This is a genomic window from Nonomuraea aurantiaca, from assembly GCF_020215705.1.
In the GTDB taxonomy this organism is placed as follows: Bacteria; Actinomycetota; Actinomycetes; order Streptosporangiales; family Streptosporangiaceae; genus Nonomuraea; species Nonomuraea aurantiaca.
Genome location: NZ_JAIWNB010000001.1, coordinates 886,690 through 902,061, shown reverse-complemented (window position 1 = coordinate 902,061; position 15,372 = coordinate 886,690). Strand labels below are relative to the sequence as shown.

Below are 15,372 nucleotides of genomic sequence, written 5' to 3'. Positions count from 1 at the left end.
TCACCCATCTCCCGCAGGTGGCGGGTCCACGAACATCGTGGAGATCTCGTACCCGTCCCTTTGCCGGTTGACCTGGAAGAAGAACTCGACGGTGCCGGCCTCGAAGCTCCGCATGGGCGCGGCCTGCGGCTCCGGCACGCCCGGCTCCTCGCCCGCGCGCCGCGCCCTGACCCAGATCGACCGGTTCGCGACGGCCTTCTCCGCGCTGCCGTCGACCGGCACGATCCGGAATCCGGCACAGTACAGATGACCGTCGGGGCCGAGCAGGTCGTCGATCGGCAAGGACACCCGGCCGGGGCGCCGGTCGGGGTCGAACGGGGTAGCGAGAGCTTCGCGCATGACCGGGTGCTCCAGGCTGCGCGCGAAGGCGACGGCGAAGGCGACGAGATCGTGGATGGCCGTGGCCGTGTCAGGGCAGCGGTGCTCCCTGTCCCCCGGCCGGAACGCGTCGGTCGCGCGGGCCCGCAGGTTCTCGTCGAGCTGCGCCGGATCTTCGAGGCGGGCGACGCGGCCATGGAGCCTGCCGTCGGCGGCGAATGCCCCGTGCCGGGCCAGATGATGACCCTGCCCCTGGTCGATGGTGACGATCACGCGCTGGACGGCGGGGTCCAGGCGGGCCGCAGCGGCCAGCCACGGCCGAGCGGCTGCGTGTCGCGCGATGTAGGCGGCGGCTTCCCGCGTGCTCACCGCCGCAGGGGCGTCGAACCGGTCGAGCACCTGGCGCGGCGTCGGCTGCCCGTCCCCGATGGGGACGTCCAGCCGGTCGGCGTACGGCCGCACCTGCGGCGCCGTCACGCGGCCGACCGCCTCCCCCAGGTCACGGACCTCCGACGGGTCGAGCTGGAAGAGCCGCAGGTCCTCAAGGGCCTGGCGGGCGAAGCCCGGCGAATCGAGCAGGGACTTGATCGCGTTCGTGACCGCGGCGGCGCGTTCGCCCGGATCCAAGCCGTAGGCCCGGGAGATCCGGACGGCGTCCACGTCGAGGCGGGAGCGATCGAGGTGCAGCACGGTGTACGGATGCGCCAGGGACCCGCCTTCGTACTCCTGATCGACGGTGAACTGCGGCTCCAGCACGCCCAGCAGGGCGAGCCGGATACCGTGCCACTTGCGGCCGGCCTCCTCGGGCGTCCTGGCGTCCACGCTCGTCCATCGGCGCAGCTGCTCGGCGTAGTACGCGCTTCGCTTCCAGTCCTGCTCGCTCCAGTACGTCCAGCGGTCCCCGTCGAGCGTGGCAGTGCGGCCCAGCCGGTCCGGCCACAGATCCAGCTCACCGCTGCTCACCAGCCGGTTGATCCGGTCCACTGTGACCGCGACCCGGGCCGGGTAGTAGACGGCGACGGGCTGGCCTCGGCGGTTGGCCGGGTCGGGCAGGTCGGGCCCGAACAGCAGCCGCCGCATCGCCGGAAGCGGAGCCTGGATGGTCCGCGCCGTGACGAACCTCGTGACGGGCCGCCCGCCCGAGTCGAAGCGCGGATTGCGCTGCTCGTCGAGGACCTGCTCGAAGTGGCCGTAGGCCCAGTCCTGCCAGTAGAGCTGCCAGCGGTTGCCCTTGTTGCCGTCGTGCTCCCTGGCCTCGAAGTAGACGGTGGGCATGCCGAGCATGGCCGGGATCTCCAGCGCCCCGCTCTCCATCCCGATCTGCACCACATCGTGCTGGGTCGTCAGCTGATGGAAGAACAGGCCCTGCTCAGCGTAGCTCAGGGCCTGCCCGTCGTTGCGCCCGGCCGTCCAGAACTTCACCAGCGTCTCCGTGTCGACCCCGTCCAGCACCCCTTCCTGGCGCCAGGCCTCTTCTAACTCGGCACGGCCCGCGAAGACGTCGTCGCCGAGCAAGACGACACGCCGCCCGGGGTGCCGCGCGCGCAGCGCCTCGATCGTCTGGCGCAGGACCTCGGGCCGGGTGTCCAGGTGCGGGCCGTGCCTGCCGCCCACCGGCTGGCCCCGGGTGTCGCGGACCCAGAGCAGGGCGTACTGGCCGGCCTGCCCGTTGGCCCGCGAGAGCCGGTCGACCACCGCCTGGGCGCGCGCCGTGCGCCGAGCCGCCGTCATCTCCTCCGGCCCCAGCATCGCGTTCACCATGCGCTGCCGCGCCGAAACCGGGTCGGCCTGGATCGCCCGCAGCGCGAAGAGCTGAGCCCGCATCCACTGCGACTCGCTGTAGTGGCTCTTCTGACTCGTGTTGGCGAACGCCAGCCGGACCCGGTGCGGTTCGACGCCGTAGTCGTCGATCAGCCGCTGCCGCAGGGTCAGGGCGTCCCGCAGCGGCTTGGCATGCAGCTCGATGAGATCGTCGATCAGAGCCGCAGGGCCGGTGCCGTTGACGCCGCGTCCCTTGACCATCCGGTACATCGCGGCGGCGTTGGCCTCATCCAGCGTGATGCCGCTCGGCACGGCGCCCAGGTAGGCCCGGTGGGACTGATGGGCGTCCCACTGGAAGGTCTTGAAGCCGCGGTCCGGTTCGTAGGCGATCTCGACAGTCGTGTCCGGATCGGTCATCAGCGCCGCCGCGTGACTGTACAGCTCGCCGCGCTGGTGGGCGTAGAAGCGCAGGTGCTTGAAGTGCTCATTGTCCGGGCCGGGCACGCGGGTCAGCTCGACGTACGCGCTGTCGTACATCATCCGGCCGCGGATGAAGTCGATCTTCTCGGCGGGGGACAGGTCCGTGCGCTGCTTGAGCCGCGACAACTCCGCGTCGAGGTCGCCCGCGGACAGCCGATCCCACATCGCGATCATGTCCGCGGACGCGTGGACCACCGACGCCGGAGCGGTGCTGGGCACCCCCAGCTGCCGTACGTCCGCGGCGCCGTCCGGGGCGACCGTGTCACCGGAAACGTCCGGAGCCGGCGCGTCGTCCGTCCCCACCCAACGCCGGAGGTCGGGGTCCCAGCGGCTCGGCGGCGGCGCCTCGTCTGCCAGCAGCGGATCGAGGAACGCCTGCGCCACCGGAATGGCCTCGGTGAGCCCGGTGTACGGCAGACCGGGCGTCGTCCTGGCGTACTGGTCGAACTTCCGGAACCAATCCGGGCTGGGAATCTCGAAGGCCGGCGGCACCTTCAGGTTCTCGCCCTGCTCCAGCCGCCAGGCGAACTCCGCGTGCAGCATCGCGTGCGTGGCCGGCCCGTCCCACGAGGAGTCCAGGATGATCATCAAGATGTCGACCAGGTCCTGGCACCGGTACGGCAGGTCGCCCGCCTTGCAGCTGAACAGCCCCTTACCCCGGGCGACGCAGTCGTGGCAGCGCGTCTCCAGCGTTCTGATGCCATGCGTGTAGATGCCCGACACCTTGTGCGCCAGCGTGTCGTGGTAGGAGATGACCCGCAGGTTCGGGCTCTCGTCGGAGTGCCCGGTCGAGAGGATCTGCCGGGGGAAAGGGATGATCTCCGGTTCCTTCCACACCGAACGGGTACGCGGCGGGGCGAGGTCGACGCTGAGCCGCATGATCTCCATGTCACCGCAGTAGACCGTGTGCCCCATCCTGACGGCCTTGCCGTGCAGAATGTACGTCTTGGAGTCCCGCACGAATCTGAGCTGGTCACCGTGATCGCGGGCGAGCGCGGCCTCATACTCATCGGCCATCGCGTCCGGATCCGGGTCCCCCGACATGCGCACGAGATCGATGTCGGTACTCGCCCGCCCGCCCGGATTCCTGGAGAGCATCGCCTGACCGCCCTTGAGCATCCAGTCATCGGGATTGGCAGCGAAGATACGGCCGATCGCACGCTGGAGCGCGAACTGCTGCAGCTCGTCGAGCGCTGACGTCCCGCGCCGGTGAGCTTCGGCCCGCACCTGGCTCATCAGATCGCGCCAGAACCCCAGGAACTGCCGGGGCTCACTGTCCGCGTTCCGGTCGCCGGTCGGGCTGCGGCTGGAGCCGACCCCATCGCTTCGGTCCTCGGCCGGGTCGTCTACAGGCGCTTCCCGCGAGACAGCGCGTTCGGACGGAACATCGCCCTTGCCGGCTAGGAGGTCAAAGAAGCTCCGGCCGCCCATCGCCGGATCGGCGGTGCTCCCCTGCGGACGCCGAGAGGGGGCGTCCTCTGCGGTACGCGGGCTGTCGCCCGGGGTGTCCGGCTGCACCACGGCTGCCGGCTCGGCCCTGCCGGCGGTGTCGGTCTGGGTGGAGCTGAGGTTGTCCCGCACCTTGTCGAACGAGGGATCACCGTTGACGGCGGCGCTGTCCGGCGGGACGTGGGGCGTCTCGTGGTGGCTCGCCTGCGTGACATCCGCACGGTCGGCCACGTCTGCGCGACCCGTCGCCTCCGCGTGTCCCGCTGCCTCTTGGTGATTCGGTGCCTCTTGGTGATCCGCCGCCTCTTGGTGAGCCGCCGCCTCTTGGTGATCCGCCGCCTCTTGGTGATCCGCCGCCTCTTGGTGATCCGCCGCCTCTTGGTGATCCGCCGCCTCAGCGCGATCTATTGCCTGCGCGTGCTCGGTCGTCTCCGTGGGACCCGCCGGTCGTGGGCGGTCGGGCTGGTTCGCCTGCTCTTGTGACTGCTGGTGTGGCTGTTCCGGCCGCTGCGCCGCCCTCGCCGTGCCGGCCTCCGTCCTGGACGCCGGCGCCTTGCTGTCCGGTACGCCCCGAGCATCCGTACGTTCCCGAGAAGCGACGTCCTGGACGGGGAAGCCCCTGGTCTCGACCGGCCCACCACCAGCAGGCACGTCCGGAGGCGCCGGGGCCGCAGCCGCGGCGGTGGCGGCCATGCGGGCCGTGTCACTGGCCAGGGCGGCGGTGACGGCCGTGTCGAGGGCCTGGCGCGGATGGCTGATCGCGCTCATGACGTCGACGCTGAACGGGCTGATCGTGTTCGTCCGCCCCACGCCCGCCACGACGCCGCCGAGCAGCGATTCCGCGGTCGGCATGTCCCACTTGCCGTACACGATGCCGTTGGAGATCATGCCGACCGGCGCGGAGATCACCGCGTTCGTGAGGCCGGTCTGCAGCGCCCGGCCGGGAAAGCGCATGACGGCGTTGAGCGCTCCGGGGGCCTCGCCGGCGGCGGCGTTGAGCGACCTGATCCCGGGCATCCGCCCGACGAACCCGGCCACCGGCCCGGCCACCTTCGACGCGAGCACCGCGCCCGAGGCGTCGCCCAGGATGGTGGAGGCGGTCTTCTGCCCGTCCCACTGCGTACGGGTGCCCCGATCCAGCTGCTCCCTCTGGGCGACGTAGTCCATCAGGAAGCCCTCACCGATCTCCTCGGGAATCTCCCTGAGCATGTGGCTGGCCGCCGCCCTGGCCAGCAGCCCCTTGCCGGCCTGCCGTCCGCCCAGCGCGGCCAGCTTCGGCGCCTGCTTGATGGCGGCCGACCCGGCGTACCTGCCCTTCGCCACCCGTTCCAGCCAGGTGAACACCTTGTCCATGAACGTCCGCAACCGTCCGGCGAACTTGCCGATCAGCGGCATCAACACGCCCGCGCTGGCCGCCGTCGCGAACGCGGAGATGGCGATGGACGAGACCGTGATCCAGAATCCGGCGTTGATCAGTAACTTGGCGTATTGCGTCTCACGCGCGTAGCTGTCGTGCTGGAGGGCGTACGCGTGCGCCAGCGCGGCGAGGGCCGGGATGCCCTTCCCCTCCGCGAGCAGCTGGTCGGCCTGCCTCTTGAACTCCTCAGCGGCCGAGCCGAAGTACCCCTGCATGATCAGGTCACGCGCGGGGCCCCCGGCCGCCGCGAACTCCAGCGCCGCCTGGCTCCAGTCCTCGAAGGCGACGGCCAGCGCCGCCTCGCCGGACTCGCTGGCCTCCGGCCACATCTGTCCCGAGGACAGCAGCGCGATCAGCGCGTCGCACCACGCGGGCAGGCTCGTCCCCCACGCGGGCGTGATGTCCGTGGCATAACCGCCGCTGCCGATCGTGTCGTCCTGCCCGGCCAGGGGGCTGGTGACCGGGGTGCTGACGTTTCGGGTCACGCCTTCCCTTCTCCAAGCATGATCAGGACGGCATCACGCGTCCGTCCGCGCCCTGGACGCCACCAGGTCGGCGTCGGCCCCCGCTGAGTTGGCCACGTTCTCCGTCACCGCCGGGCCGGCCGCCACCGCGAAGTCCGCCGACTCGGCGCCCGCCCGGAGCATGGCGTTGGGGCCGTCGTCGGCTATGTAGGCCTGCTCGAACTCCCGGCCGGCCGAGTCGTGCCCCCACGGCGCGGCGGCGTGCAGGCTCTCGATCCTGCCCCTGGCCTCGGCCAGCTTGTCCCGCAGCTGGACGGCCGCATCCGTCCAGCGCGCCACCCCGCCATCGACCACGTGCCGATGGATCTCCAGCCGCTCCCCCATGGGCCTGTCCTTCACGCGCGTACGCCTGTGCCGCGAATAGACGCTAGTGCGCGACGGACTCACCGGAGCCACGCTTCACCGATCGTCGAAACGATCGACGATCCCGGCCTTCACAGGCGGCTGACGAACCAGTCCGTGGCCAGGCGGGCCACCTGCTCAAGCGTGCCGGGCTCCGCGAACAGGTGGGACGCGCCCGGCACGATCTCCAGGCGGACCTCGCCGGGCATCCGCCGCATCGCCCGGAGGTTGAGGTCGATGACCGCCGGGTCCTCGCCGCCGACGACGAGCAGGGTGGATTGGCGTACCCGGGTGAGGAACTCGTCCGCCAGATCGGGCCGCCCGCCTCGGGAGACGACGGTCCGCACCGCCTCGGGCCGCTCCGCCGCGGCGACCAGGGCGGCCGCGGCGCCAGTGCTGGCGCCGAACAGGCCGATGCCGAGGTCCGCGGTCCTGGCGTCGGCCCTGGCCCAGTCGGTCAGCGCGGCCACGCGGCCGGCGAGCAGGCCGATGTCGAACCTGAGCTCGCCGGTCACGGCGTCGCGCCGTTCCTCCGCCTCGGTCAGCAGATCCGCCAGTACGGTGACCAGACGGGCGGCCTGGAGCCGCCCCGCGACGTAGCGGTTGCGCGGGCTGTGGCGCCCGCTGCCGCTGCCGTGCGCGAACAGCACCGCGCCGCGCGGCTGGGCAGGCACGGCGACGTCGGCGTCCAGGGCCACCTCACCGATCGGGATCCGTACGCCGGCCTCCGCGATGTCCATGCTCCCCTCCCCCAAGGTCCCCTCCCCCAAGGTCCCCTCCCGAAGCTAGACCGCGAACGGGTACGTCTCGGGCGCCTCGCCCCGCTCCCAGACGGCGGTCCGCTCGAGCGGTTCCAGCGCCCGGGTGTCGTCGATATGGATCACCGCGTCGAACTCGTCGGCCACCCTGGCCTGGAAGTAGTGGCTCTGCCGCTCGGTCCGCGGCCGGTAGATCACCCCGATGGCCCGTTGCAGCCGCGCCGCCCGCAGCACGTCGGCGGCGGGCCCGGCGACGTCGAACCAGAGCATGAACTCCCCGCTGCTCGCCTGGTGCAGCAGCTCCTCCACGCTGCCGGGCAGCGCCGACCGGACCACCTTGCGCTCGGCCGGGCCACCCCAGTCGTCTGCGGCGGTGACCGTACCGGAATAGGTGGTGAAGCCGATCAGGCGGCACTGGCCGGGGTGGCGCTCGCGGACCAGCCGGCCGACGTTGAGCTCGCCCCGGGCGCCTATCTCGGTCGCCCGCGCGTCGCCGAGGTGGGAGTTGTGCGCCCACACCACCAGTTTGGCGGGCTCACCGCGGACGCGGCCGAGGTGGTCGGCCAGGTCGTCGAGGGCGTCGGCCATGTGCTCGTCGCGCAGGTTCCAGGAGGAGATCCGGCCGGTGACCATCGAGCGGTAGTAGCGTTCGGCCGACCGCACGCTCATGGCGTTGCGCTGGGCGTGGAACAGCTCGTCCTCGGCCGGCAGGCCGTCCCTCCTGGCGTACTCGCAGGCGTGTCGCTGCAGGTCGGCGAGCTGGGCGACCACCTCTTCCTCGCACGACTCCCCCGCGCCGAAGGCGGCCGCCAGCCCGTACGACTGGGCGTCGCCGTCGGCGTGGTCGAAGCACGCGTACCGCTCGCGGGCCCGCGCCGCGGCCTCAGGGGAGACACGATCGAGGTAGTCGATGACGTCCTGCATGGACCGGTGCAGGCTGTAGAGGTCCAGCCCGTAGAAGCCGACCTTCCGCGACTCGTCGCCGACCCGGTCGTTGTGATCGCGCAGCCAGCCGACGAAGTCCACAACGGCCGTGTTCCGCCACATCCACGTCGGGAAGCGCTCAAAACCGCGCAGCGCCTCCTCCGCTGTCTCGTCCTCGCCGCGATCGCGTACGTAGCGGTTCACCCGGTAGGCGTCCGGCCAATCGGCCTCGACCGCCACGCCGTGGAAGCCGCGTCGCTCGATGAGCTTCTTGGTCATCTCCGCCCGTGCCGTGTAGAACTCGGCGGTGCCATGCGAAGCCTCGCCGATCAGTACCAGCCGGGTATCTCCGACCAGCCCGAACAGGGTCTCGTCCGAGGGCACGCCGTTCTCGACGACCGCGGCGGCCATGCGGACGATCGCCGCCTCGGACCTCCCGCCGCCCGTGCGGGCGCTGTCCGGGTTCCCGGGCCGTGCCGCCGTCCGCAGCAGCTCGCGCACCTCTTCGTCGGTGACCTGGTCGAAGTCCCAGTACGCCTGCCCGACGGCGAAGAACGGGGACGGCGTCGTGGCGCACACGACCTCGTCCACCTCGAGCCGCAGCTCCTCGCAGGTCGAGCTCGGCGCGGCCGGGACCGCCACCACGACGCGCTCCGGCCGCAGCCGCCGCACCGCGAGCAGGGCCGCCCGCATGCTCGACCCGGTGGCCAGACCGTCGTCGACCAGCAGGACGGTACGTCCGCCCAGCTCCGGCATCGGCCGCCCCTCGCGATAGGCCAGCTCCCGCCGCACCAGCTCGCGGCCCTCCCGCTCGGCCGCCTTCCGCACCACCGCCGGCTCGATGCCGAAGCCGCGTACGACCTCCTCATTGAGCACGATCACCCCGCCGCTGGAGATCGCCCCCATCGCGAGCTCCTCGTGTCCCGGCACGCCGAGCTTGCGCACCAGGAACACCTCCAGCGGGGCCTCCAGCGCGGCGGCCACCTCGTAGGCCACAGGTACGCCGCCGCGCGGCAGCCCGAGCACGATCACGTCGTCACGATCGCGGTATTGAGTGAGCAGACCGCTCAGCGCCCGTCCGGCGTCCCGGCGATCACGGAAGGTGTGATCTGCCATAACCGTCCCATCCCATCTCGTGACAGAGCGTGTGACCTGCTCCTACCCCCTCCCTTCCCTCCCTTGGACAATCAGTCCCTCCCTCGAACCACTCAGTCGTGTCTGGTCTCGGCGGGACCGGCGGTGAGCCGGTGGGTCGTGGCCCTATACGGCTGAAATGCTCAGCACGTTACGCGGTCTCATCTATGGGGAAAATTCTGTTTCCCATGCCATTTTCTAACCGTGGGGTCAGTGAAAGGAAACCAGGTCAGCGCGAGATCAAGTCCGGCAAGACCCAACTCACCCGCCTTATTGCCCTTGAACACAGTTTCGCCGAGCAGGAATGTCCCCGCACTCAGGGCGCCCCCTAGACAGGAGATATCGTTTCCGCCGAAACACCCAATAACGCTGTCCGCCGTTCCGAGCGCCCAGAGGCCTTTCGCTGCGGCGCACACCCAGCCGAAAACACACAACGCACTGGCGACCGCACCGAGTGTGCCGAGGATCTTGCCTCGGTTCTCCCACACCCACCCGAAGAAATTGCCCAGCCTGTCGAGACCCTGTCTGATCCCATTTTGGATCATATGCTGCCAGTCCACCTGGAGGAGGACCCCATACCAGAAACTTTTGTCCAGCAGGACTCGCCAAGGGTAATCGCCCTTATAGTCCTCGTATCCCGGGCCGTGGGGGCCCGAATAGTCCTCGTACCCCGGGCCATGGGAGCCCTTATACGGGACGTACTTACCGAGATTCGGATGCGTTCTGCCCCAGGCACGTAGACCCCGGGCGACTTTCTTTTTCAGTTTGATCTGCTGCTCGGTGTGCTTCCGCAGGGCCGTTATCATCCGCTTCTTGGCAGTATTGCGGTGCTTCGTGAGCGCCTTTTTGAGGTGATCCTTGGGAGAGGAGTAGCTCAGCCCGTCGGGGTCGCTCATCGTGGCCGGGTTGTTGTTGCTGTAGGCGTAGGCGTTCATCTGTTGCGGGTCGTACGGGTCGATGACCGGGTCGACCGAGAGGAACCTGCCCATCGCCGGGTCGTATTCGCGGGCGCCCAAACGAGTCAGCCCGGTTTCCGGGTTCGCCGTGCCGCCGACGAAGCCGCGGTCGCCGGCGGACCATGCGGTGGCCGCTCCTCGGGGGTCGCCGAACAGGTCCAGCCGACGGGATGTCGCGACCAGGGTGGTGGCGTTGACAGCAGTCTGGGAGGTGCCGTGCTGGTCGGCGACCGTCCAGGTGAAGCCGTCACCAGTGCGGGTGCCGAGGTCGTCGTAGTAGCGGGTTCCGGTGGTGGAGCCGGTGGCGGTGTTGAGCCGGAGCTCGCCGTCACCGACGAACAGCGTCACCGAGCCGGGATCACGCCGGATGAGCTGCCCTCCCTGAGCGTCGTAGAGGTAGGAGGTGACCTTGCCGCCGGCGGCGATCGATGCGAGCAGTCCCTCGTCGTCCCAGGTCAGGGTCTGCGAGCCACCGGCTCCCGGCCGGCTGGTGGTGTTGCCGGCCGCGTCGTAGCCGTAGGCCGTGGCCGTCGAACCCGTGGTCGTGGCGGTCACCGCGTGCGGCCGGGCGACGCCGTCGCCGGCGTTGGGGTAGGAGTAGGCGGTAACGGTGCCGGTGGTGCCGCCGACGCCTTTGACGGTCTTGGTCTTGCGGTTGCCCGTCAGGTCGTAGCCGTACTGGTGCCAGTAGGGCGCCGGGCCGCCGATGGCCGACGCGGACGGTGTGGTCGCGCAGGTGTCGGTGCCCTGGGTCCAGGCTTCGGTGATCCGGCGCAGGTAGTCGACAGTGAAGCACTGGGTGTCCTTGGTGGACCCGGCGGTGCGGTCCGTGATGCGTGTGACGTTGCCCGCGGGGTCGTAGCCGTAGGTGAGGTCGTTCACCATGACGCCGTTGACCTGTTCGCGTTCGGTGAGCGCCTCGGTGATCCGGCGGGTGCCTTCCTCGTAGTAGGTGGTGCGCCACAGCCGTTTCGCGGCGGGACCGAGCTCACGCTGGGCGACCTCGCCCAGCTCGTTGTACTCCGTGTCCGTGAGGTAGGTCAGGTCGCCGCCCACCGTGTCGGGGTGACCGAGATCGTCGTAGCCGTAGGTCAGCGTCTCCTTCGGGAGATCGCCCAGTTTGGGGAGGGTCTTGGTGGCGGGGCTGCCGTCGGCCGCGTACGTCAGCGTCGTGGTGTAGGTGCCGGCGAGTTGCTGCTCCACCCCCGGGATGGTCACCGACGTCGCTTCCGGGCGGCCGGCCGCGTCATAGCCGGTGACGGCGTTCACGTAGGGCTGTCCGCCGACGTACCGGGTCGAGGAGGTCAGCGCGCCCTTGGCCAGCGTGTCGTAGACGGTCTTGGTCAGCAGCGTCCCGGTGGCCGAGGTCAGATGGGTCTCCGCGGTGCGGCCGAGGTCGTCGTACACCGACACGACGGTCTTGCCGCGCGCGTCGGTGGTGGTCAGCTGCTGGTCGGCGTCGTCGTAGGTCATGGTCGAGGTGCCCTTGTCCGGGTCCTCGGCCTTGACCTTGCGGCCGAGCACGTCGTAGGCGTAGCGCCAGACGTTGCCCGCCGGGTCGGTGACCTTGGCCAGGTCGCCGGCCTTGGTGTAGGCGTAGCGGGTCACGTCGTTCGGGCCGCTCAGGGTCCTGCCCTGCCACTGCACCAGCGCGTAGACCTGGTCGCGGGCGTCGGTGTACGTGGTGGTCACGGTGCCGCCCTCGGGCGGGATGACACTGACCCAGTTGGCGCTGTACGACGTCGACGTGCGCCATCGCTCGCTCATGGTCCCGTCGGGCTTGAGCGTCATGGTGATCTCGGCCCTCTTGCGTTCCGCGCCGTCGTAGGTGGTGACGAGCGCGTTCGGCACGTTGCCGCCCTCCGGCTGGTAGAGCGTCGTCCCGGGGGCGTCGGTGTGGTGGTAGGCGGCCCGTTTCACGCTGACGAGGCCGCGCGAGTCGTACAGGGTGTCGGTCAGGATCCGGCCCCCGCCGGGGCTGGCGGCCTGGGTCTGCCGGGGCCGTAGGAAGCCGTCGTACAGCGCGTACGTCACGATGCGGTTCCCGTTGGGCCCCAGCGTGCTGGTGAGCACCCAGTTCGGCCCGCCGCTCCGGCGCAGACCGTACTCGTAGCGCGTGTTCGGGGTCTGACCGGCCGCCTCGGTACGGCCCGGCTGGTACACCTTCACCAGCCGGCCGAGGGCGTCGTAGGTTAGCGAGGTGGTCCGATCGTTGGCGTCCTTCTCCTGGACGGTGTTCCCCCGTGCCGGGTCGAGGGTGGTGGTCACCGTGTGGCCGAGCGGGTTGGTCACCTTGGTCTCGGTGGTCAGCCCGTTGACCTCGGTGTACGACGTCGTGGTCAGCCGCAGGAGCGCGTCACGCGCCTCCTTGACCCGGCCGTAGGAGTCGAACGTGGAGGTGTCGCTCACCCGGTAGACAGGGGTGGCGCCCTCGTAGGACTTGGCCTCCTCCGTCCTGGTCACCTCTCCCCGGAGCGGCGGCATGCCGAACTCCTGGCCGTCGTACGACAGCCGCGTGTCGGAGATGGCGTCAGCCGGGTAGGACGGGTCGGTGCCGCAGGCCACGCCGACGGTCGTGGTCCTGCTCGGCAGCTCCACCAGCATCAAGGGGACATTCCGCGCGTACGTGGTGGTGGTGCACCGGTCATCGCCGGGCACGGCGACATCGCCGAGATCGTTGACCTTGGTGGGGTTGCCGTACTCGTCGTAGGTGGTCTCCACGCGGGTCACCCGGTTGGTGCCGGTGCCGTACGGTTCGCGGGTCTCTGTCCGGGCGGTCTCCACCTGGTTCGCCTGGAGGCTGCCCTGGGTGGCAGTGAGCCGGATCCACGGATCGTTGATCGCGCCGGTGACCTCCTTGGTGCCGTCGTAGGTGATCTGCTCGCGCAGGAAGCCCTTCAGCGGCTCGGCGTCGGCCAGCGCCACGCCCGCGGAGTCGGTGACGTTGGCCTGCTTGGCGCCGCCGGCGGGGTTGAGCCGGTCGCCGTTCATGCCGCGGAAGTACAGGTACTGGGTCTTGGACTCGGGTTTGTTCTCGTCGTTGGCCGGATCGCCCTTGCGGACCGTGACCTTCTCGAACCCGCGCCAGTCCGACCAGGTGCGTTGGTTCTCGGGGACCAGCGGGTTGTCGTTGTACGCCCAGGCGCCGCCCCCGACGTAGTCGTAGCTGGTCACCATGTCCTTGGTGTCGGTCACCGCGTCGTCCTCGACCACCTTGCTCACCACGTACTTCTGGAACCAGTCGTTGACCGGCGTGGTCGCGGGCGGCATCGTCCACCGCTGCGGGAAGCAGCGCTTGGTATTGGTCTCCGCCGCCGCCGGCAGGGCGCCGGGGGCGCAGTCGGGCCGCGCGTAGCTCACGTTGATCGCGCCGCCGGACTCGGAGACGATGCTGGTGATCCGGGGTTTGTTCAGGGCGGGCAGGCCGTCGGCGACGAAGTTGACCCGGTTGGCCATCATCGTGCCGTCGAACGTCACCGCGTCCAGCGTGATCGCTGTACCGGCCAGTCCGGTCTGGGTGACGCTGTTCAGCCACAGCGCCTTGTCGCCGGAGCCGTCGTTGGCCGGCGGATAGGTGTAGGCGAATTCCCACTGGTCCACGCCGCGGTAGTTCCCGCCGCCGATCGACACCTGGGTGGTCACCTTCGCCAGGCGCTTGGTGGACCAGAACGTCGGCGAGTACCTGTCCGCGCAGGCGATCGACGCGCAGTCGGTGTCCCACGGCACGTCCGGCCAGACGGCGGTGGTGTGGGTGGCGCAGTTCTGGTCGGGCACGCAGCGGTCGGCGGAGTCGAACACCACCCGGGCCGGCGCCGGGCTGGAGTACTCCTGGCCGGCGCGGGTGCCGTAGTCGATGCGCGCCAGGGTGCCGCCACGGGTGTAGGTGCCCGTGCTCGCGCCGTTGTTCTGGGCGTACCGATTGCTCTCCTGGTTGTAGAAGTAGCTCATCGAGTTGCCGTGCGCGTCCACGACGTAGTCGAGGTTCCAGCGGTAGGCCTGCTGGCAGGCCGAGGCGGCGAACGCGGTCTTGTTGTAGCACGGCTCGTCGGTGTCGTTGCCGTACACCGGCTCCGTCCAGGCCGACTGCGTGATCTCGCGCCCCGCCGCCCAGCCGGGCAACCGGTTCAGGCCGAAGAAGTACTGTGTGCCGTCGCCGGTGGTGACCTTCCAGTACTCGCCGTTGTCGTCGCCGTTGGCCTGGGGGTCGTCACGGAACAGGTGCTCGACGCGGGTGCCGTCGTCGTCCTCCGGCCGCCACACGCCGTTCTGGTAGACCAGCGGCCCGGACTGCTCGCCGAAGGACAGCGTGGCGTTCTCGGTCTCCCAGCACAGGTCGCCGGTCTTGGTCTGGCCGTTGTTGCCGCCGAGGTCCTCCGCGCAGCCCTTGTACGACCGCTCGATGAAACCGGGCGCCAGGTTCCAACCCTCACCCACCCACGACGGCTGGTTGTTGGTCGCCACGGTGTGCCCGTCCACCGCGCCGGAGGAGTAGGACAGCGCCAGGGGCGGGTCGAGCTCCCCGGGCACCGGTGGCGTCCGCATCGGGTACGACCAGGCGAAGTCGCCGTTCTGGGCGGAGACCTGCCACTGACTCGACGGGGCCAGCGAGGTGGCCTTGTAGTCGCCCTTCGGCCCGTTCGGCGCCGCGGTCAGCGCGAAGGTGCTCCCGGCGTCGCCGACCGACACCTCGGCCGACACGGTCTCGGCTTTGAGGTCGTTGCGCACGGCGGTGACCGGCGTCCGGTCGCCTGAGGCGGGAGCGAGCCGCAGGCGGGACGCCCAGTCAGCGCCGTACGCGTCCTTGAAGGCCGAATAGCCGACCGTGACCGTCACCGGCCCAGGCTCGGCCTTGCCGTCCGTGCGCCGTACCGAGACCAGCAACCCGGACACGCCCGCCCGCTCGGCGGCGGCCCGGTCCCGTACCTCGACCTTCACCCGCTCCGGCCCCGGCCGGCCCGTGGCCGCCACCCACACGGGCAGCGACCCGGCCCTCGTCTTGGTGGCCGCCGCAGAGCGACCCGACAGTGTGACCTCGGCCATCCCCGTCTCCGGCCAGTCCGCCTTGGCGGCGGACCGGCGGGCGGGCGCCGCCTCCGGGTCGGGCCGGGCGGCCGGCGGCGCGAAGTCCGCGCCAGGCACGGACTCGACCTTGTCCGGCTCGCTCGGCTTGACCGGCCCTTGGAGTGCCATGACGTCCACGACCTGGGCCGGCGTCGCCCCGGCCGGGGTGCTCGCCATGAGCACGACGAACAAGCAGGCCAAGGCCGTGATCGGCCACAGCCGCCAGCGGTTACGGCGCATCAGTCGAG

The 15,372-nt window shown here is 70.3% G+C and carries 5 protein-coding genes; all 5 read right to left on the bottom strand.

Annotation, left to right across the window (positions count from 1 at the left end; genetic code table 11):
• Positions 1–5,910, bottom strand: coding sequence for a WXG100-like domain-containing protein (locus tag LDL49_RS58180; protein WP_225289518.1), 5,910 nt, complete (start codon positions 5,908–5,910; stop codon positions 1–3).
• Positions 5,911–5,943: 33 nt separating this feature from the next.
• Positions 5,944–6,273, bottom strand: coding sequence for a hypothetical protein (locus LDL49_RS04110; RefSeq protein WP_225289517.1), 330 nt, complete (start codon positions 6,271–6,273; stop codon positions 5,944–5,946).
• 110 nt (positions 6,274–6,383) lie between these two features.
• Positions 6,384–7,031 carry a dienelactone hydrolase family protein gene (locus LDL49_RS04105; RefSeq protein WP_225289516.1) on the bottom strand — a complete coding sequence of 216 codons (648 nt, stop codon included), beginning with the start codon at positions 7,029–7,031 and terminating at the stop codon, positions 6,384–6,386.
• A 45-nt stretch (positions 7,032–7,076) separates the two neighbouring features.
• Positions 7,077–9,089, bottom strand: a complete 2,013-nt coding sequence (locus LDL49_RS04100; RefSeq protein WP_225289515.1) for an erythromycin esterase family protein — start codon at positions 9,087–9,089, stop codon at positions 7,077–7,079.
• Between the two features lie 179 nt (positions 9,090–9,268).
• Positions 9,269–15,364, bottom strand: coding sequence for an RHS repeat-associated core domain-containing protein (locus LDL49_RS04095; RefSeq protein WP_225289514.1), 6,096 nt, complete (start codon positions 15,362–15,364; stop codon positions 9,269–9,271).
• Between the last annotated feature and the right edge of the window lie 8 nt (positions 15,365–15,372).